This is a genomic window from Pseudomonas allii, from assembly GCF_055380095.1.
On the sequence record NZ_AP039450.1, the window covers coordinates 5886090 to 5905519 of the forward strand.

Below are 19430 nucleotides of genomic sequence, written 5' to 3' on the forward strand. Positions count from 1 at the left end.
GTCCTACTCCAATCAGTTGCGGAACGGGAATTTGAAAGCACGCAACAGGGCGCGACCTTCATCATCGTTCTTGGCAGTGGTGGTCAGGGTGATGTCCAGACCGCGGAGAGCATCGATCTTGTCGTAGTCGATTTCCGGGAAGATGATCTGCTCTTTCACGCCCATGCTGTAGTTACCACGACCATCGAAGGACTTGGCATTCAGGCCGCGGAAGTCGCGGACCCGAGGCAGGGAGATCGACAGCAGACGATCCAGGAATTCGTACATACGCTCACGGCGCAGGGTCACTTTGACGCCGATCGGCCAACCTTCACGGACTTTAAAGCCAGCGATGGATTTCCGAGCGTAGGTCACAACGACTTTCTGGCCGGTGATCTTTTCCAGGTCAGCAACAGCATGCTCGATGACTTTTTTGTCACCGATCGCTTCGCCCAGACCCATGTTCAGGGTGATTTTGGTAACGCGCGGAACTTCCATCACGTTCCCAAGCTTAAGTTCTTCCTTAAGCTTAGGGGCGATTTCCTTCCGGTAAATCTCTTGTAGTCGTGCCATGGTCTAATCTACCTAGCAGTGTTCAAGCATCAACCGCTTTTTGGGTCGACTTGAAGACACGAATTTTCTTACCGTCTTCTACTTTGAAACCAACGCGGTCAGCCTTGTTGGTTTCGCCGTTGAAGATGGCGACGTTAGAAGCGTCCAGCGGAGCTTCTTTCTCGACGATACCGCCCTGCACGCCCGACATCGGGTTAGGCTTGGTATGACGCTTGACCAGGTTCAAACCACCGATAACCAGACGGTTATTAGCGAGAACCTTAAGCACCTTACCGCGCTTACCTTTGTCTTTGCCGGCGATCACGATGATCTCGTCGTCACGACGAATCTTTTGCATGTCGGATCTCCTTACAGCACTTCTGGGGCGAGCGAGACGATCTTCATGAACTTCTCAGTACGAAGTTCACGGGTCACTGGCCCAAAGATACGGGTGCCGATCGGCTCTTGCTTGTTGTTCAGAAGAACAGCAGCGTTGCCATCAAAGCGGATAATGGAGCCATCAGCACGACGTACGCCGTGACGAGTGCGGACTACAACAGCAGTCATCACTTGGCCTTTTTTCACTTTACCGCGAGGAATTGCTTCCTTCACGGTAACTTTGATGATGTCACCGATACCAGCGTAACGACGATGGGAGCCACCCAGCACCTTGATGCACATAACACGGCGAGCGCCGCTGTTATCGGCCACATCGAGCATGGATTGAGTCTGAATCATATAATTTCTCCGACCCCTAGTCCTTAGACTTCCACAGCGCGTTCGAGAACATCAACCAGTGCCCAAGACTTGGTCTTGGCCAGCGGACGAGTTTCACGAATAGTGACTTTGTCGCCGATGTGGCACTGATTGGTTTCGTCGTGCGCGTGCAGCTTAGTCGAACGCTTAACATATTTACCGTAGATCGGGTGCTTAACGCGACGCTCGATCAGAACGGTGATGGTTTTGTCCATCTTGTCGCTGACAACACGGCCAGTCAGCGTACGGACAGTCTTTTCGGCTTCAGCCATGATCACTTACCTGCCTGCTGGTTGAGCACAGTCTTCACGCGAGCGATGTCACGCTTAACTTGCGAGAGCAGATGAGACTGCCCCAACTGGCCAGTTGCTTTCTGCATACGCAGATTGAACTGGTCGCGCAGCAGGCCGAGCAGTTGCTCGTTCAGCTGCTGTGCGGATTTTTCACGAAGTTCATTCGCTTTCATCACATCACCGTCCGTTTAACAAAGGAGGTGGCGAGCGGCAGCTTTGCAGCAGCCAGGGCGAAAGCCTCACGCGCCAGCTCTTCAGAAACACCCTCGATTTCATACAGGACTTTGCCTGGTTGAATCTGGGCTACCCAGTATTCCACGTTACCCTTACCTTTACCCATCCGAACCTCGAGAGGCTTTTTGGAGATCGGCTTGTCCGGGAATACACGGATCCAGATCTTGCCGCCACGTTTTACGTGACGGGTCAGAGCACGACGCGCTGACTCGATCTGACGAGCGGTGAGACGACCACGAGCTACAGACTTCAGCGCGAACTCGCCGAAGCTGACTTTGCTACCGCGCTGAGCCAGACCACGGTTGTGGCCTGTCATCTGCTTGCGGAACTTCGTACGCTTAGGTTGCAACATTTGGCGTACCCCTTACTTAGCAGCTTTTTTACGAGGCGCGGGTGCTTGTGGTTTCAGTTCTTCTTGGCGACCACCAATTACTTCGCCTTTGAAGATCCAAACCTTTACACCGATCACACCGTAAGTGGTGTGAGCTTCGTAGTTGGCATAGTCGATGTCGGCACGCAGGGTGTGCAGTGGCACACGACCTTCGCGATACCATTCAGTACGTGCGATTTCAGCACCGCCGAGACGACCGCTCACTTGGATTTTGATGCCTTTGGCACCAATGCGCATGGCGTTCTGTACAGCGCGCTTCATAGCGCGACGGAACATTACGCGACGCTCCAGCTGCTGAGCTACGCTCTGCGCAACCAGCATACCGTCGAGCTCCGGCTTGCGGATCTCTTCGATATTGATGTGCACAGGCACACCCATTTGCTTGGTCAGGTCCTGACGCAGTTTCTCAACATCTTCACCTTTCTTCCCGATAACGATACCTGGACGAGCGGTGTGGATGGTGATACGTGCAGTTTGCGCCGGACGATGGATATCGATACGGCTTACGGACGCGCTTTTTAGTTTGTCTTGGAGATACTCACGCACCTTCAGATCAGCGAACAAGTAGTCCGCATAAGTCCGACCGTCTGCGTACCAGACGGAGGTGTGCTCCTTGACGATTCCCAGGCGAATGCCAATGGGATGTACTTTCTGACCCATCTCTTCGACTCCGTTACTTGTCAGCAACCTTGACAGTGATATGGCAAGACCGCTTGACGATGCGATCAGCACGGCCTTTGGCACGTGGCATGATGCGCTTCAGCGAACGCCCTTCGTTGACGAAAACGGTGCTGACCTTAAGGTCATCAACGTCTGCGCCTTCGTTATGCTCGGCGTTGGCTACGGCCGACTCCAGCACTTTCTTCATGATCTCGGCGGCTTTCTTACTGCTGAAAGCCAACAGGTTGAGCGCTTCGCCCACCTTCTTCCCGCGGATCTGGTCGGCGACCAAGCGGGCTTTCTGGGCGGAGATTCGAGCGCCCGACAACTTAGCGGCTACTTCCATTTCCTTACCCCTTAACGCTTGGCTTTCTTGTCTGCCACGTGCCCACGATAAGTGCGGGTACCGGCAAACTCGCCTAGTTTGTGGCCGACCATGTCTTCGTTCACGAGAACTGGGACGTGCAAGCGACCGTTGTGTACAGCGATGGTCAGACCGACCATTTGTGGCAGGATCATCGAACGACGCGACCAGGTCTTAACTGGTTTGCGATCGTTCTTTTCCGCCGCCACTTCGATCTTCTTCAGTAGGTGAAGATCAATAAAAGGACCTTTTTTCAGAGAACGTGGCACTGTCGTATCCCTCTATTTACTTGCGACGACGGACGATCATTTTGTCGGTACGCTTATTACCACGAGTCTTCGCGCCCTTAGTCGGGAAGCCCCATGGCGATACCGGATGACGACCACCAGAGGTACGACCTTCACCACCACCGTGTGGGTGGTCAACCGGGTTCATGGCAACACCACGAACGGTTGGGCGAACGCCACGCCAGCGTTTGGCACCAGCTTTACCCAGCGAACGCAGGCTGTGCTCGGAGTTCGAGACTTCGCCCAGGGTCGCGCGGCATTCAGCCAGCACTTTACGCATCTCACCAGAGCGCAGACGCAGGGTCACGTAGACACCTTCACGAGCGATCAGCTGAGCCGAAGCACCAGCGGAACGAGCGATTTGCGCGCCTTTACCTGGCTTCAATTCGATGCCGTGTACGGTGCTACCAACTGGAATGTTGCGCAGTTGCAGAGCGTTGCCCGGCTTGATCGGTGCCAGGGCACCTGCGATCAGCTGGTCGCCAGCGCTCACGCCTTTAGGCGCGATGATGTAGCGACGCTCGCCATCTGCGTACAGCAGCAGAGCGATGTGAGCAGTACGGTTTGGATCGTATTCGATACGCTCGACAGTGGCAGCGATGCCATCTTTGTCGTTGCGACGGAAGTCGACCAGACGATAATGCTGCTTATGGCCACCACCGATGTGACGAGTGGTAATACGACCATTGTTGTTACGACCACCAGACTTCGATTTTTTCTCGAGCAGCGGTGCGTGAGGAGCGCCTTTATGCAGCTCCTGATTGACCACCTTGACCACAAAACGGCGGCCAGGGGAAGTCGGTTTGCATTTAACGATTGCCATGATGCACCCCTTCCTTACTCAGCACTGCTGCTGAAATCGAGATCTTGGCCTGGCTGAAGGGAGATAACTGCCTTCTTCCAGTCATTACGCTTGCCCAGACCGCGAGCAGTGCGCTTGCTCTTACCCAGAACATTCAGGGTAGTAACACGCTCTACTTTCACGCTGAACAGGCTTTCGACGGCCTTCTTGATTTCCAGCTTGGTTGCGTCAGTTGCAACCTTGAAAACGAACTGGCCTTTCTTGTCAGCCAGAACCGTAGCCTTTTCGGAAACGTGCGGGCCAAGCAGAACTTTAAATACGCGTTCCTGGTTCATCCCAGCAGCTCCTCGAATTTCTTCACGGCCGACACGGTGATCAACACCTTGTCGTATGCGATCAGACTAACTGGATCGGAACCTTGCACGTCACGTACATCAACGTGTGGCAGGTTGCGAGCAGCCAGGTACAGGTTCTGATCAACAGCTTCCGACACGATCAAAACGTCGGTCAGGCTCATGTTGTTCAGTTTGCCCAGCAGATCTTTGGTTTTCGGGCTTTCAACAGCGAAGTCCTGAACCACGACCAGACGGTCAGTACGCACGAGTTCAGCAAGAATAGAGCGCAGAGCTGCGCGGTACATCTTCTTGTTAAGCTTCTGCGAGTGATCCTGCGGACGAGCTGCGAAAGTGGTACCGCCGCCACGCCAGATTGGGCTACGGATAGTACCGGCACGAGCACGGCCAGTACCTTTCTGACGCCAAGGGCGCTTACCGCCACCACGCACGTCGGAACGGGTCTTTTGCTGCTTGCTACCTTGACGGCCGCCGGCCATGTAGGCCACGACTGCTTGGTGAACCAGCGTCTCGTTGAATTCGCCGCCAAATGTCAGTTCGGAAACTTCGATCGCTTGAGCGTCATTTACATTTAATTGCATGTCAGCTTCCCCTTAACCGCGAGCCTTGGCCGCTGGACGTACAACCAGGTTGCCGCCAGTAGCGCCAGGAACAGCACCCTTGACCAACAACAGATTGCGTTCAGCGTCGACGCGCACTACTTCGAGGGACTGCACGGTCACGCGCTCAGCGCCCATATGACCGGACATTTTTTTGCCCTTGAATACACGACCAGGAGTCTGGCACTGGCCAATAGAGCCCGGGACGCGGTGGGAAACGGAGTTACCGTGAGTGTTGTCTTGGCCACGGAAATTCCAACGCTTGATCGTACCCTGGAAGCCTTTACCTTTGGACTGACCGGTTACATCAACCAGTTGACCAGCAGCGAAGATTTCAGCGTTGATCAGATCGCCAGCCTGGTAGTCGCCGTCTTCAAGACGGAACTCCATAACAGTGCGACCAGCTGCAACGTTTGCTTTAGCGAAGTGGCCTGCTTGAGCAGCAGTCACACGCGAAGCACGACGCTCGCCGACAGTGACTTGCACTGCACGATAGCCATCGGTTTCTTCAGTTTTGAACTGGGTGACGCGATTCGGCTCGATCTCAATGACCGTGACCGGAATGGAGACACCTTCTTCGGTGAAAATACGGGTCATACCGCATTTACGACCGACTACACCAATAGTCATGTTGTAAACCTCATGAGTGTACGGGGCTTTCACCCGCTATGGCCGCCCATTTCAGAGCGTTACACGACTAAGACCCGAGTCTTAGCCGAGGCTGATCTGTACTTCCACACCGGCCGCCAGATCGAGCTTCATAAGTGCATCAACGGTTTTATCCGTTGGCTGGACGATGTCCAGTACGCGCTTATGAGTACGGATCTCGTACTGGTCACGCGCGTCTTTGTTGACGTGCGGGGAGACCAGAACGGTGAACCGCTCTTTACGGGTAGGTAGTGGAATTGGACCACGCACTTGTGCACCAGTACGTTTCGCGGTTTCCACGATTTCCTGGGTGGATTGGTCGATCAGGCGATGGTCAAAAGCCTTCAACCTGATACGGATTTGCTGATTTTGCATTGGATTTCAGACTCCGGCTGCTATTCCCAGCGAGCGCAATACGCCCGTTAAAAGGAGGCGCAATTCTATAGACGGCCCTGATAGGTGTCAACCCAATAAAAAAGGCCCCCGCTGAGCGGGGGCCTTTTCAAAACATCAGAGCTATCTCAGAAGAGATAATTACTCGATGATTTTAGCTACAACGCCAGCACCAACGGTACGGCCGCCTTCACGGATTGCGAAACGCAGACCGTCTTCCATAGCGATGGTTTTGATCAGGGTGACAACCATTTTGATGTTGTCGCCTGGCATTACCATTTCTACGCCTTCCGGCAGTTCGCAGTTACCAGTTACGTCGGTAGTACGGAAGTAGAACTGTGGACGGTAGCCTTTGAAGAACGGAGTGTGACGACCGCCTTCTTCTTTGCTCAGCACGTACACTTCAGCTTCGAACTTGGTGTGCGGCTTAACCGAACCTGGCTTAACCAGAACCTGGCCACGCTCAACGTCGTCACGCTTGGTACCACGCAGCAGAACGCCGCAGTTCTCGCCCGCACGACCTTCGTCGAGCAGTTTACGGAACATTTCAACACCGGTGCAGGTGGTGACGGTAGTGTCACGCAGACCAACGATTTCCAGTGGATCTTGAACCTTGACGATACCGCGCTCGATACGACCAGTTACAACAGTACCGCGACCGGAGATCGAGAATACGTCTTCGATTGGCATCAGGAACGGCTTGTCGATAACACGGACTGGATCTGGGATGTAGCTGTCCAGAGTCTCAACCAGTTTACGAACGGACGTGGTGCCCATTTCGTTGTCGTCTTTGCCTTCCAGAGCCATACGAGCAGAACCGATGATGATCGGAGTGTCGTCACCTGGGAAGTCGTAAGTGCTCAGCAGATCGCGCACTTCCATCTCAACCAGTTCCAGCAGCTCAGCGTCGTCTACCAGGTCAGCCTTGTTCAGGTAAACCACGATGTACGGAACACCTACCTGACGGGACAGCAGGATGTGCTCACGGGTTTGTGGCATCGGACCATCAGCGGCCGAGCAAACCAGGATAGCGCCGTCCATTTGAGCAGCACCGGTGATCATGTTCTTCACGTAGTCAGCGTGACCTGGGCAGTCAACGTGAGCGTAGTGACGGATCAGCGAGTTGTATTCAACGTGCGCGGTGTTGATGGTGATACCACGAGCTTTTTCTTCTGGTGCGCTGTCGATTTTATCGAAATCAACGATTGCGGAACCGAAAACTTCGGAGCAAACGCGAGTCAGAGCAGCAGTCAGAGTGGTTTTACCGTGGTCAACGTGACCGATGGTGCCAACGTTGACGTGCGGTAGGGAACGATCAAATTTTTCTTTAGCCACGACAATTAACTCCTTGCCTAAAGGACTGAATCAGCCTTGTTTTTTGGATACAGTTTCAGCGATGTGCGCCGGAGCTGTGTTGTATTTTTTGAATTCCATAGAGTAGCTTGCGCGACCCTGGGACATGGAGCGAACGTCGGTCGCATAACCGAACATCTCACCCAACGGAACCTCGGCGCGAATCACTTTGCCGGAAACCGTGTCTTCCATACCCAAGATCATGCCGCGACGACGGTTAAGGTCGCCCATGACATCACCCATATAGTCTTCAGGTGTAACAACTTCTACCGCCATGATTGGCTCAAGCAACTCACCACCGCCCTTCTGGGCCAGTTGCTTGGTTGCCATGGAAGCAGCCACCTTAAACGCCATCTCGTTGGAGTCGACGTCGTGGTAAGAACCGTCAAAAACGGTTGCTTTCAGGCCGATCAGCGGATAGCCGGCAACAACACCGTTCTTCATCTGCTCTTCGATACCCTTCTGGATAGCAGGGATGTATTCCTTAGGAACCACACCACCTACTACTTCGTTCACGAATTGCAGACCTTCCTGACCTTCGTCAGCAGGAGCAAAACGGATCCAGCAGTGACCGAACTGACCACGACCGCCGGACTGACGAACGAACTTGCCTTCGATTTCACAGTTTTTCGTGATGCGCTCACGATAGGAAACCTGAGGCTTACCGATGTTGGCTTCGACGTTGAACTCACGGCGCATCCGGTCAACCAGGATGTCCAGGTGCAACTCGCCCATGCCAGAGATGATCGTTTGACCAGTCTCTTCATCAGTCTTGACGCGGAAAGATGGATCTTCCTGAGCAAGCTTGCCCAGAGCGATACCCATTTTTTCCTGGTCATCCTTGGTCTTAGGCTCTACGGCAACCGAAATAACCGGCTCCGGGAAGTCCATGCGAACCAGGATGATTGGCTTGGCAGCGTCGCACAAAGTCTCACCCGTGGTGACATCCTTCATGCCGATCAGGGCCGCGATGTCGCCAGCGCGCACTTCCTTGATCTCTTCACGGGCGTTTGCGTGCATTTGCACCATACGACCCACGCGCTCTTTTTTGCCCTTAACCGAGTTGATCACGCCGTCGCCGGAGGCCAACACGCCCGAGTAAACGCGGACGAAGGTCAAAGTACCCACGAATGGGTCGGTAGCGATCTTGAACGCCAGAGCCGAAAACGGCTCGCTGTCGTCTGCATGACGCTCCATTTCCTCTTCCTCGTTATCAGGATTGGTACCCTTGATAGCAGGAATGTCGGTTGGAGCAGGCAGGTAGTCGATAACGGCGTCGAGAACCAGGGGAACGCCCTTGTTCTTGAAGGAAGAACCGCAAACAGCCAAGACGATCTCACCAGCGATAGTACGCTGACGCAGAGCAGCCTTGATTTCCACGTTGGTGAGCTCTTCACCTTCGAGGTACTTGTTCATCAGCTCTTCGCTGGCTTCGGCAGCAGCCTCAACCATGTTGTTGCGCCACTCGTCAGCCAGCTCCTGCAGCTCTGCAGGGATAGGCTTGCGAACAGGCACCATGCCCTTGTCGGAGTCATTCCAGTAAACCGCTTCCATGTTGATCAGATCGATCTGACCCTGGAAGTTGTCTTCGGAACCGATAGCCAATTGGATTGGCACCGGAGTGTGACCCAGACGCTGCTTGATCTGACCGATCACGCGCAGGAAGTTGGCACCAGCACGGTCCATCTTGTTTACGTAAACAAGACGTGGAACGCCGTATTTGTTGGCCTGACGCCATACGGTTTCCGACTGAGGCTCAACACCCGAAGTACCGCAGAACACAACGACAGCGCCGTCGAGTACACGCAGGGAACGCTCAACTTCAATGGTGAAGTCTACGTGACCCGGGGTATCGATTACGTTGAAGCGATGCTCGTCCTTGTACTGCTTCTCGGAACCTTTCCAGAAGGCGGTAATAGCAGCAGAAGTAATGGTAATACCACGCTCCTGCTCCTGAACCATCCAGTCTGTGGTCGCGGCGCCATCATGCACCTCGCCCATTTTGTGACTTTTGCCGGTGTAAAACAGTACGCGCTCGGTGGTGGTGGTTTTACCAGCATCCACGTGAGCAACGATACCGATGTTACGGTAGCGGCTAATCGGAGTAGTACGAGCCATAAAGCCCTCGCAAAATTAGTGAAGCTAAGATTAGAAGCGGTAGTGCGAGAAAGCTTTGTTAGCTTCAGCCATACGGTGCACGTCTTCACGCTTCTTAACAGCAGCACCTTTACCTTCAGCAGCGTCCAACAGCTCGCCGGCCAAACGCAGAGCCATAGACTTCTCGCCGCGCTTACGGGCGAAGTCTACCAACCAGCGCATTGCCAGAGCGTTACGACGGGACGGGCGAACTTCGACCGGAACCTGGTAAGTAGCACCGCCTACACGGCGCGACTTCACTTCGACCAGCGGAGCGATGGCGTCGAGAGCTTTCTCGAAGATTTCCAGGGGATCGCTGTTCTTGCGTTCTTTAACCTTCTCCAGCGCGCCATAAACGATACGCTCGGCAACGGCTTTCTTGCCGCTTTCCATCACGTGGTTCATGAACTTGGCCAGGATTTGGCTTCCGTATTTTGGATCGTCAAGCACTTCGCGCTTGGCTGCTACGCGTCTTCTTGGCATGGATAAGCCCTCAAACGGTCTTCAGGTTCGCTCGGAATCGGTGCCCTTTCGGGACGCCTCCGACCTTACTCTTATCGACTCAGAAAATAAGATGATTCAGTGTTACAAAAAGCCGCTACTACTTAGGCTTCTTGGTACCGTACTTCGAACGACCCTGGTTACGACCTTTAACGCCGGAAGTATCCAAGGAGCCGCGTACGGTGTGGTAACGAACACCTGGCAAGTCTTTTACACGACCGCCACGGATCAGTACCACGCTGTGCTCTTGCAGGTTGTGACCTTCACCACCGATGTACGAGGAAACCTCGAAACCGTTGGTCAGGCGCACACGACATACTTTACGCAATGCCGAGTTAGGTTTTTTCGGCGTAGTGGTATACACGCGAGTGCATACGCCACGACGTTGCGGGCAGTTCTGCAGCGCAGGCACGTCGGATTTCTCGACGATACGCTTACGCGGCTGACGTACCAGCTGGTTGATAGTTGCCATCTACTAGCTCCACTGTTGTCTTGCGACGCTATTGTCTTGCAAGAAAAGCAAAATGGCAGGAACGAATTCCCGCCAAATTTAGGGGTACAAGAGTCTAAAGAGGATCTTGTCCCCAGTCAAGGCAAGGCCCCGACCTCCCCTCTCATCGAACCGGGACAAAACTGCCTCGATCCGACGAATGGGGGCTGCCAGGGCCCGGACTTATTTATCGCAGAACTCAGTTACCGCTGGAGTTCAGCGCTTCGGTCAGTGCAGCTTCCACTTCACTGGCACTTACGCGCAACGGCTTGTCAGCATCACGGCGGCGCTTACGCTCGCTGTGGTAAGCCAAACCGGTACCGGCTGGGATCAGACGACCCACAACTACGTTTTCTTTCAGGCCGCGCAGGTAATCGCGCTTGCCGGTTACCGCTGCTTCGGTCAGCACGCGAGTGGTCTCCTGGAAGGAGGCCGCCGAGATGAACGATTCAGTCGACAACGACGCCTTGGTGATACCCAGCAACACGCGAGTGAACTTGGACACGAACTTGTCCTCGGTCGCCAAGCGCTCGTTTTCCACCAGTACGTGAGTCAGTTCCATCTGGTCGCCCTTGATGAAACTGGAATCGCCGGATTCAGCGATTTCAACTTTACGCAGCATCTGACGCAGGATGGTCTCGATGTGCTTATCGTTGATCTTCACGCCTTGCAGGCGGTAAACGTCCTGGATCTCGTTAACGATGTACTTGGCTAGCGCACTCACACCCAACAGACGCAGGATGTCGTGTGGATCGCTTGGACCGTCAGAGATAACTTCGCCACGGTTTACCTGTTCGCCTTCGAAGACGTTCAGGTGACGCCACTTTGGAATCAGCTCTTCGTACGGATCGCTACCGTCGTTCGGGGTAATGACCAGACGGCGCTTGCCCTTGGTCTCCTTACCGAACGCAATGGTGCCGCTGACTTCAGCCAGAATCGACGCTTCTTTCGGACGACGCGCTTCGAACAAGTCGGCAACACGCGGCAGACCACCGGTGATGTCACGGGTTTTCGAAGTTTCTTGCGGGATACGCGCGATAACATCACCGATCGCGATCTTCGCACCATCCGCTACACCGACCAGGGCGTTGGCTGGCAGGAAGTACTGAGCGATTACGTCAGTGCCTGGCAGCAACAGATCCTTGCCGTTGTCATCGACCATCTTCACGGCAGGACGGATGTCCTTGCCGGCAGCTGGACGATCTTTGGCGTCGAGTACTTCAATGTTGGTCATACCGGTCAATTCGTCAGTCTGACGCTTGATCGTAATGCCTTCTTCCATGCCCACGTAGGTCACGGTACCTTTCATTTCGGTAACGATTGGGTGAGTGTGCGGATCCCACTTGGCCACGATTGCGCCAGCGTCGACCTTGTCACCTTCTTTAACCGAAATCACTGCACCGTACGGCAGCTTGTAACGCTCACGCTCACGACCGTAGTCATCAGCGATTGCCAGCTCACCGGAACGGGACACAGCAACCAGGTGGCCATCCACTCGCTCAACGTGTTTCAGGTTGTGCAGACGGACAGTACCGCCATTCTTCACCTGAACGCTGTCGGCTGCGGAGGTCCGGCTTGCCGCACCACCGATGTGGAACGTACGCATGGTCAGCTGGGTACCCGGCTCACCGATGGACTGGGCAGCGATAACGCCGACCGCTTCACCGATGTTCACCTGGTGACCACGAGCCAAGTCACGGCCGTAGCATTTGGCGCAGATGCCGTAGCGGGTTTCGCAGCTGATCGGCGAGCGAACGATCACTTCGTCGATGCTGTTGAGTTCGATGAACTCGACCCACTTCTCATCTACCAGGGTGCCGGCAGGAACGATAACTTCCTCGGTACCTGGCTTGAAGACGTCACGGGCAATAACACGACCCAATACGCGCTCACCCAACGGCTCTACAACATCACCGCCTTCAATGTGCGGCGTCATCAGCAGGCCGTGCTCGGTGCCACAATCGATCTCGGTTACAACCAGATCTTGTGCAACGTCTACCAGACGGCGGGTCAGGTAACCGGAGTTAGCGGTTTTCAACGCGGTATCCGCAAGACCCTTACGAGCACCGTGAGTCGAGATGAAGTACTGAAGTACGCTCAAACCTTCACGGAAGTTCGCAGTGATCGGCGTTTCGATGATGGAACCGTCCGGCTTGGCCATCAGGCCACGCATACCGGCGAGCTGACGGATCTGCGCAGCAGAACCCCGTGCGCCCGAGTCGGCCATCATGTACATCGAGTTGAAGGACTCTTGGTCAACTTCGTCGCCATGACGGTCGATGACTTTCTCTTTCGAGAGGTTGGCCATCATCGCCTTGGAAACTTCGTCGTTCGCCTTCGACCAAAGGTCGATTACCTTGTTGTACTTCTCACCCTGGGTTACCAGGCCGGAGGCGTACTGGCTTTCGATCTCTTTCACTTCATCAGTAGCAGCACTGATGATGCGGGCTTTTTCATCCGGGATAACGAAGTCGTTAACACCGATGGAAACGCCGGAAATAGTCGAATAGGCAAAACCGGTGTACATCAACTGGTCAGCGAAGATCACGGTCTCTTTCAAACCAACCACGCGGTAGCACTGGTTGATCAGCTTGGAGATCGCCTTTTTCTTCATCGGCAGGTTGACGACGTCGTACGACAGACCTTTTGGCACAACCTGGTACAACAACGCACGGCCGACAGTGGTGTCGACAATACGAGTGTTGCTCACGCTGCCGCCATCACGATCGTTGACGGTTTCATTGATCCGCACCTTGACCTTGGCGTGCAGTGCGGCTTCGCCAGCACGGAACACACGGTCAACTTCTTGCAGGTCAGCGAACACACGACCTTCGCCCTTGGCGTTGATCGCTTCACGCGTCATGTAGTACAGACCCAATACAACGTCCTGCGACGGAACGATGATTGGCTCACCGTTGGCTGGCGACAGAATGTTGTTGGTCGACATCATCAACGCACGCGCTTCCAACTGGGCTTCCAGTGTCAGCGGTACGTGCACGGCCATTTGGTCGCCGTCGAAGTCGGCGTTGTACGCAGCACAAACCAACGGGTGCAGCTGGATAGCCTTACCTTCGATCAGTACCGGCTCAAACGCCTGGATACCCAGACGGTGAAGGGTCGGTGCACGGTTGAGGAGAACCGGGTGTTCGCGGATCACTTCGGCGAGAACGTCCCAAACCTCTGGCAGTTCGCGCTCGACCATTTTCTTGGCCGCTTTGATGGTGGTCGCAAGACCGCGCATTTCCAGCTTGCCGAAGATGAATGGCTTGAACAGCTCGAGAGCCATCTTCTTAGGCAGACCGCACTGGTGCAGACGCAGGGTCGGGCCTACGGTAATTACCGAACGACCGGAGTAGTCAACACGCTTACCGAGCAAGTTCTGACGGAAACGACCTTGCTTACCCTTGATCATGTCAGCCAGGGATTTCAGAGGACGTTTGTTCGAACCGGTGATAGCGCGGCCACGACGACCGTTGTCGAGCAAGGCATCGACAGCTTCTTGCAACATACGCTTTTCGTTGCGCACGATGATGTCCGGAGCGGACAGATCAAGCAGGCGCTTCAAGCGGTTGTTACGGTTGATCACGCGACGGTACAGGTCGTTGAGGTCGGAAGTCGCGAAACGACCACCATCCAACGGTACCAACGGACGCAGGTCTGGCGGCAGAACCGGCAGAACGGTCAGCACCATCCACTCTGGCAAGTTGCCGGAACCCTGGAAGGCTTCCATCAACTTCAGACGCTTGGACAGTTTCTTGATCTTGGTTTCGGAGTTGGTTTGCGGAATCTCTTCACGCAGACGGCCAATCTCGTGCTCCAGGTCGATAGCGTGCAGCAGTTCGCGGACAGCTTCGGCACCCATGCGGGCATCAAAATCGTCGCCGAACTCTTCCAACGCTTCGAAGTACTGCTCGTCGTTCAGCAGCTGACCTTTTTCAAGGGTGGTCATGCCTGGATCAATAACGACATAGCTCTCGAAGTAGAGAACACGTTCGATATCACGCAGGGTCATGTCCATCAGCAAGCCGATACGGGACGGCAGCGATTTCAGGAACCAGATGTGGGCAACCGGCGAAGCCAGTTCGATGTGCGCCATGCGCTCACGACGAACCTTGGCCAGTGCAACTTCAACGCCGCACTTCTCGCAGATCACACCACGGTGCTTCAAGCGCTTGTACTTACCGCACAGGCACTCGTAATCCTTAACCGGGCCAAAGATCTTGGCGCAGAACAGGCCGTCACGCTCAGGTTTGAACGTACGGTAGTTGATGGTTTCCGGCTTTTTAACTTCACCGAACGACCACGAACGGATCATCTCAGGCGATGCCAACCCAATACGGATGGCGTCGAACTCTTCGACTTGACCCTGGTTTTTCAGCAAATTCAGTAGGTCTTTCAAGGCCTTTCCTCCTGGCGGAGCAGAGAGCGGGCTAAACAGCCCCGCTCTCGATTCGCGTCACGTGTTATTCGGTTTCCAGATCGATATCGATGCCGAGGGAACGAATTTCTTTGATCAACACGTTGAAAGACTCGGGCATGCCCGGCTCCATACGGTGATCGCCGTCCACGATGTTTTTGTACATCTTGGTCCGACCGTTCACATCGTCCGACTTCACTGTGAGCATTTCTTGCAGAGTGTAAGCAGCACCGTATGCTTCCAGTGCCCAGACCTCCATCTCCCCGAAACGCTGACCACCGAACTGAGCCTTACCACCCAGCGGCTGCTGGGTAACCAGGCTGTACGAACCGGTAGAACGAGCGTGCATCTTATCGTCTACCAAGTGGTTCAGCTTCAGCATGTACATGTAGCCAACAGTAACCGGGCGCTCGAACTTGTTGCCGGTACGGCCGTCGAACAGCTGCATCTGGCCGCTTTCTGGCAGATCTGCCAGTTTCAGCATGGCCTTGATTTCGCTTTCCTTGGCACCGTCGAACACCGGGGTAGCCATTGGAACGCCGCCGCGCAGGTTCTTCGCCAGATCCAGGATTTCCTGGTCGGAGAAGGTGTCCAGCTCTTCGTTGCGACCGCCGATTTCGTTGTAGATCTCGTGCAGGAACTTACGCAGGTCAGCAACCTTGCGCTGCTCTTCGATCATACGGTTGATCTTCTCGCCCAGACCTTTGGCCGCGAGGCCCAGGTGGGTTTCAAGGATCTGACCAACGTTCATACGCGAAGGTACGCCCAACGGGTTGAGGACGACGTCGACCGGGGTGCCATTGGCATCGTGCGGCATGTCTTCAACCGGCATGATCACGGAGACCACACCTTTGTTACCGTGACGACCGGCCATCTTGTCGCCCGGCTGGATGCGGCGACGGATTGCCAGGTAAACCTTGACGATTTTCAGCACGCCTGGAGCCAGGTCATCGCCCTGCTGCAGTTTGCGCTTCTTGTCTTCGAACTTGTCGTCCAGCAGACGGCGGCGATCAACGATGTAGGCCTGAGCCTTCTCGAGCTGCTCGTTCAGAGCGTCTTCAGCCATGCGCAGTTTGAACCACTGGCCATGCTCAAGACCGTCGAGGATTTCGTCGGTGATGTCTTGACCTTTCTTCAGACCTGCGCCGCCTTCAGCCTTGTGGCCTACCAGAGCGGAACGCAGACGTTCGAAGGTCGCGCCTTCAACGATACGGAACTCTTCGTTCAGGTCCTTGCGGATCTCGTCGAGCTGAGTCTTCTCGATGGACAGTGCACGAGCATCACGCTCAACGCCGTCACGGGTGAAGACCTGTACGTCGATGACAGTACCTTTGGTGCCAGTCGGCACGCGCAGGGAGGTGTCTTTAACGTCGCTGGCTTTTTCACCGAAGATGGCACGCAGCAGTTTTTCTTCTGGCGTCAGTTGGGTCTCGCCTTTCGGAGTGACCTTGCCGACCAGGATGTCGCCTGCGCCTACTTCAGCACCTACGTAAACGATACCGGCTTCGTCCAGTTTGTTCAGTGCAGCTTCACCCACGTTCGGGATGTCTGCAGTGATTTCCTCTGGGCCAAGCTTGGTGTCACGGGCCACACAGGTCAGTTCCTGAATGTGGATCGTGGTGAAGCGGTCTTCTTGAACGACACGCTCGGACAGGCAGATGGAGTCTTCGAAGTTGAAGCCGTTCCATGCCATGAACGCGATGCGCATGTTCTGACCCAGTGCCAGCTCACCCATGTCGGTGGACGGGCCGTCAGCCATGATATCGCTACGCTGAACGCGATCACCCTTGCTCACCAGCGGACGCTGGTTGATGCAGGTGTTCTGGTTCGAGCGGGTGTATTTGGTCAGGTTGTAGATGTCGACACCGGCTTCGCCAGTTTCAACTTCGTCATCGGCAACACGAACCACGATACGGCTGGCATCAACGGAGTCGATTACGCCACCACGGCGAGCCACGACGCAAACGCCGGAGTCGCGAGCTACGTTACGCTCCATGCCGGTACCTACCAGCGGCTTGTCAGCGCGCAGTGTCGGTACAGCTTGACGCTGCATGTTGGAACCCATCAACGCACGGTTGGCGTCATCGTGTTCCAGGAACGGGATCAGCGACGCTGCTACCGAAACTACCTGCTTCGGCGATACGTCCATCAAGGTGACGTCTTCCGGCGCCTTGACGGTGAACTCGTTCAAGTGACGAACCGCTACCAGCTCGTCGACCAGGACTTTCTTGTCGTTCATCGTGGCCGAAGCCTGAGCGATCACGTGATCAGCTTCTTCAATGGCTGACAGGAACACGATCTCGTCGGTGACCAGAGCGTCTTTCACCACGCGGTACGGGCTCTCGAGGAAGCCGTACTGGTTGGTGCGCGCATAAGCGGCCAGGGAGTTGATCAGACCGATGTTCGGACCTTCCGGCGTTTCGATCGGGCAAACACGACCGTAGTGCGTCGGGTGGACGTCACGAACTTCAAAGCCGGCACGCTCACGGGTCAGACCGCCCGGGCCCAGTGCAGAAACACGGCGCTTGTGGGTGATCTCGGAGAGCGGGTTGTTCTGGTCCATGAACTGGGACAGCTGGCTGGAACCGAAGAACTCTTTCACCGCCGCAGCCACTGGCTTGGCGTTGATCAGGTCTTGCGGCATCAGGCCTTCGCTTTCAGCCATCGACAGACGCTCTTTGACCGCACGCTCAACACGTACCAGGCCAACGCGGAACTGGTTCTCGGCCATTTCGCCTACGCAGCGAACACGACGGTTACCCAGGTGGTCGATGTCATCGACGATGCCTTTGCCGTTACGGATGTCGACCAGGGTCTTCAGTACCGCAACGATATCTTCCTTGCACAGCACACCCGAACCTTCGATCTCGGTACGACCGATACGACGGTTAAACTTCATCCGGCCGACCGCAGACAGGTCATAGCGCTCAGGGCTGAAGAACAGGTTGTTGAACAGGGTCTCGGCAGCGTCTTTGGTTGGTGGCTCGCCAGGACGCATCATGCGATAGATCTCGACCAGCGCTTCCAATTGGTTGCTGGTGGAGTCGATCTTCAGTGTGTCGGAGATGAACGGACCGCAGTCGATGTCGTTGGTGTACAGGGTCTCGATGCGAACGACCTGGGCCTTGGCGATTTTGGCCAGGATCTCGGTATTCAGCTCGGTGTTGCACTCAGCCAGGATTTCGCCTGTAGCCGGGTGAACGATGACCTTGGCGGTCGTGCGACCCAGGACGTAGTCCAGAGGCACTTCCAGCTCTTTGATGCCGGCTTTTTCGATCTGATTGATGTGGCGCGCAGTAATACGACGGCCAGCTTCAACAATGACCTTGCCTTTTTCATCCTGGATGTCCAGGACGGCAATTTCACCACGCAGACGCGAAGCGATCAGCTCCAGCTTGAGGGTTTCATCCTTCAGGCTGAATACGTTGGTGGTGTAGAAGGCGTCCAGCACTTGCTCAGTGGTATAACCGAGCGCGCGCAGCAGTACCGAGGCCGGTAGCTTGCGACGACGGTCGATACGCACGAACACGCAGTCTTTCGGGTCGAACTCGAAGTCCAACCACGAACCACGGTACGGAATGATCCGCGCGGAGTACAGGAGCTTACCGGAGCTGTGCGTCTTGCCGCGGTCGTGGTCGAAGAACACGCCCGGGGAACGGTGCAGCTGGGAAACGATAACACGCTCGGTACCGTTGATTACGAAGGTACCGTTCTCAGTCATCAATGGGATTTCGCCCATGTAGACTTCTTGCTCTTTGATGTCCTTAATCGCTTTGTTCGACGATTCTTTGTCGAAAATGATCAGACGGACTTTTACCCGTAAAGGTACGGCGTACGTAACACCGCGCAACACGCATTCTTTGACATCAAATGCCGGTTCGCCCAGGCGATAACCGACGTACTCCAGCGCAGCATTGCCGGAGTAGCTGATGATCGGGAAAACGGATTTGAAGGCCGCATGCAGGCCCACGTCGCGGAACTGATCTTTGGTCGCTCCCGCCTGCAAGAATTCACGATACGAATCCAGCTGGATAGCCAGAAGGTACGGGACATCCATGACGTCCGGCAACTTGCTAAAGTCCTTGCGGATACGTTTTTTCTCAGTATATGAGTAAGCCATCAGCGTTCCCCAGCTTGGTCACCTGCTTGTTTGGCCCCTCCGACGGGAGCAGCCAGAAAATCTTGCAAACCCCATGGTTTGCACCACCGCATCGGGTGGTTA

Annotated in this window: 20 protein-coding genes; all 20 read right to left on the reverse strand. The window is 55.1% G+C overall.

The genetic code is table 11. The features are described from left to right. Window positions 1-12: 12 nt before the first annotated feature. A complete protein-coding gene (gene rplE, locus ACZ445_RS27020; RefSeq protein WP_003194642.1) occupies window positions 13-552 on the reverse strand; it encodes a 50S ribosomal protein L5 in 540 nt (179 codons plus the stop codon). A gap of 22 nt (window positions 553-574) precedes the next feature. Further along, on the reverse strand, window positions 575-889 hold the full coding sequence (gene rplX / locus ACZ445_RS27025; protein WP_003176416.1) for a 50S ribosomal protein L24: 315 nt from the start codon (window positions 887-889) through the stop codon (window positions 575-577). Between the two features lie 11 nt (window positions 890-900). Next, entirely contained in the window at window positions 901-1269 is a 369-nt protein-coding gene (rplN, locus tag ACZ445_RS27030) for a 50S ribosomal protein L14 (protein WP_002555479.1), read from the reverse strand. 23 nt (window positions 1270-1292) lie between these two features. Then, complete coding sequence (gene rpsQ, locus ACZ445_RS27035; RefSeq protein WP_003176419.1) at window positions 1293-1559, reverse strand: 30S ribosomal protein S17; 267 nt, start codon at window positions 1557-1559, stop codon at window positions 1293-1295. A 2-nt stretch (window positions 1560-1561) separates the two neighbouring features. Next, window positions 1562-1753 carry a 50S ribosomal protein L29 gene (gene rpmC, locus ACZ445_RS27040; RefSeq protein ID WP_002555481.1) on the reverse strand — a complete coding sequence of 64 codons (192 nt, stop codon included), beginning with the start codon at window positions 1751-1753 and terminating at the stop codon, window positions 1562-1564. Continuing rightward, window positions 1753-2166 (reverse strand): 50S ribosomal protein L16, encoded by a 414-nt coding sequence (rplP, locus tag ACZ445_RS27045; RefSeq protein WP_003176421.1) that lies wholly within the window; start codon window positions 2164-2166, stop codon window positions 1753-1755. The genes rpmC and rplP overlap by 1 nt, the downstream gene beginning before the upstream one ends. Window positions 2167-2178: 12 nt before the next feature. After that, window positions 2179-2865 (reverse strand): 30S ribosomal protein S3, encoded by a 687-nt coding sequence (gene rpsC / locus ACZ445_RS27050; RefSeq protein ID WP_003176422.1) that lies wholly within the window; start codon window positions 2863-2865, stop codon window positions 2179-2181. Window positions 2866-2878: 13 nt separating this feature from the next. Then, on the reverse strand, window positions 2879-3211 hold the full coding sequence (rplV, locus tag ACZ445_RS27055) for a 50S ribosomal protein L22 (protein ID WP_003103908.1): 333 nt from the start codon (window positions 3209-3211) through the stop codon (window positions 2879-2881). A gap of 11 nt (window positions 3212-3222) precedes the next feature. Further along, a complete protein-coding gene (rpsS, locus tag ACZ445_RS27060; RefSeq protein WP_003232420.1) occupies window positions 3223-3498 on the reverse strand; it encodes a 30S ribosomal protein S19 in 276 nt (91 codons plus the stop codon). A gap of 16 nt (window positions 3499-3514) precedes the next feature. After that, on the reverse strand, window positions 3515-4339 hold the full coding sequence (gene rplB, locus ACZ445_RS27065; protein WP_003186055.1) for a 50S ribosomal protein L2: 825 nt from the start codon (window positions 4337-4339) through the stop codon (window positions 3515-3517). A gap of 14 nt (window positions 4340-4353) precedes the next feature. Then, on the reverse strand, window positions 4354-4653 hold the full coding sequence (gene rplW / locus ACZ445_RS27070) for a 50S ribosomal protein L23 (RefSeq protein WP_002555488.1): 300 nt from the start codon (window positions 4651-4653) through the stop codon (window positions 4354-4356). Next, window positions 4650-5252 (reverse strand): 50S ribosomal protein L4, encoded by a 603-nt coding sequence (gene rplD, locus ACZ445_RS27075; RefSeq protein WP_003176424.1) that lies wholly within the window; start codon window positions 5250-5252, stop codon window positions 4650-4652. The genes rplW and rplD overlap by 4 nt, the downstream gene beginning before the upstream one ends. A gap of 12 nt (window positions 5253-5264) precedes the next feature. Continuing rightward, on the reverse strand, window positions 5265-5900 hold the full coding sequence (gene rplC, locus ACZ445_RS27080) for a 50S ribosomal protein L3 (protein ID WP_003194649.1): 636 nt from the start codon (window positions 5898-5900) through the stop codon (window positions 5265-5267). A gap of 81 nt (window positions 5901-5981) precedes the next feature. Continuing rightward, window positions 5982-6293, reverse strand: a complete 312-nt coding sequence (rpsJ, locus tag ACZ445_RS27085) for a 30S ribosomal protein S10 (RefSeq protein ID WP_003186070.1) — start codon at window positions 6291-6293, stop codon at window positions 5982-5984. 159 nt (window positions 6294-6452) lie between these two features. After that, complete coding sequence (tuf, locus tag ACZ445_RS27090) at window positions 6453-7646, reverse strand: elongation factor Tu (RefSeq protein WP_003176426.1); 1194 nt, start codon at window positions 7644-7646, stop codon at window positions 6453-6455. Window positions 7647-7676: 30 nt separating this feature from the next. Then, window positions 7677-9782, reverse strand: coding sequence for an elongation factor G (gene fusA / locus ACZ445_RS27095; RefSeq protein WP_010206921.1), 2106 nt, complete (start codon window positions 9780-9782; stop codon window positions 7677-7679). Between the two features lie 30 nt (window positions 9783-9812). After that, a complete protein-coding gene (gene rpsG, locus ACZ445_RS27100) occupies window positions 9813-10283 on the reverse strand; it encodes a 30S ribosomal protein S7 (RefSeq protein ID WP_002555493.1) in 471 nt (156 codons plus the stop codon). Window positions 10284-10401: 118 nt separating this feature from the next. Then, on the reverse strand, window positions 10402-10773 hold the full coding sequence (gene rpsL / locus ACZ445_RS27105; RefSeq protein ID WP_002555494.1) for a 30S ribosomal protein S12: 372 nt from the start codon (window positions 10771-10773) through the stop codon (window positions 10402-10404). 217 nt (window positions 10774-10990) lie between these two features. After that, the gene (gene rpoC, locus ACZ445_RS27110; RefSeq protein ID WP_058424562.1) at window positions 10991-15190 is read right to left on the reverse strand and encodes a DNA-directed RNA polymerase subunit beta'; all 4200 of its coding nucleotides are present in this window, start codon (window positions 15188-15190) and stop codon (window positions 10991-10993) included. A gap of 64 nt (window positions 15191-15254) precedes the next feature. Then, window positions 15255-19328, reverse strand: a complete 4074-nt coding sequence (gene rpoB, locus ACZ445_RS27115; RefSeq protein ID WP_010206926.1) for a DNA-directed RNA polymerase subunit beta — start codon at window positions 19326-19328, stop codon at window positions 15255-15257. Window positions 19329-19430: the final 102 nt, after the last annotated feature.

Excerpts from the sequence above, each read along its gene's own strand:
- rplC (WP_003194649.1), bottom strand. The coding sequence starts at position 5,900 with ATGACTATTGGTGTAGTCGGTCGTAAATGCGGTATGACCCGTATTTTC.
- rplE (WP_003194642.1), bottom strand. The coding sequence starts at position 552 with ATGGCACGACTACAAGAGATTTACCGGAAGGAAATCGCCCCTAAGCTT.
- rpsG (WP_002555493.1), bottom strand. The coding sequence starts at position 10,283 with ATGCCAAGAAGACGCGTAGCAGCCAAGCGCGAAGTGCTTGACGATCCA.
- rpsJ (WP_003186070.1), bottom strand. The coding sequence starts at position 6,293 with ATGCAAAATCAGCAAATCCGTATCAGGTTGAAGGCTTTTGACCATCGC.
- rpoB (WP_010206926.1), bottom strand. The coding sequence starts at position 19,328 with ATGGCTTACTCATATACTGAGAAAAAACGTATCCGCAAGGACTTTAGC.
- rpmC (WP_002555481.1), bottom strand. The coding sequence starts at position 1,753 with ATGAAAGCGAATGAACTTCGTGAAAAATCCGCACAGCAGCTGAACGAG.
- rplW (WP_002555488.1), bottom strand. The coding sequence starts at position 4,653 with ATGAACCAGGAACGCGTATTTAAAGTTCTGCTTGGCCCGCACGTTTCC.
- rplX (WP_003176416.1), bottom strand. The coding sequence starts at position 889 with ATGCAAAAGATTCGTCGTGACGACGAGATCATCGTGATCGCCGGCAAA.
- rplV (WP_003103908.1), bottom strand. The coding sequence starts at position 3,211 with ATGGAAGTAGCCGCTAAGTTGTCGGGCGCTCGAATCTCCGCCCAGAAA.
- rpsC (WP_003176422.1), bottom strand. The coding sequence starts at position 2,865 with ATGGGTCAGAAAGTACATCCCATTGGCATTCGCCTGGGAATCGTCAAG.
- rplP (WP_003176421.1), bottom strand. The coding sequence starts at position 2,166 with ATGTTGCAACCTAAGCGTACGAAGTTCCGCAAGCAGATGACAGGCCAC.
- fusA (WP_010206921.1), bottom strand. The coding sequence starts at position 9,782 with ATGGCTCGTACTACTCCGATTAGCCGCTACCGTAACATCGGTATCGTT.
- rplN (WP_002555479.1), bottom strand. The coding sequence starts at position 1,269 with ATGATTCAGACTCAATCCATGCTCGATGTGGCCGATAACAGCGGCGCT.
- rplD (WP_003176424.1), bottom strand. The coding sequence starts at position 5,252 with ATGCAATTAAATGTAAATGACGCTCAAGCGATCGAAGTTTCCGAACTG.
- rplB (WP_003186055.1), bottom strand. The coding sequence starts at position 4,339 with ATGGCAATCGTTAAATGCAAACCGACTTCCCCTGGCCGCCGTTTTGTG.
- rpsQ (WP_003176419.1), bottom strand. The coding sequence starts at position 1,559 with ATGGCTGAAGCCGAAAAGACTGTCCGTACGCTGACTGGCCGTGTTGTC.
- rpsL (WP_002555494.1), bottom strand. The coding sequence starts at position 10,773 with ATGGCAACTATCAACCAGCTGGTACGTCAGCCGCGTAAGCGTATCGTC.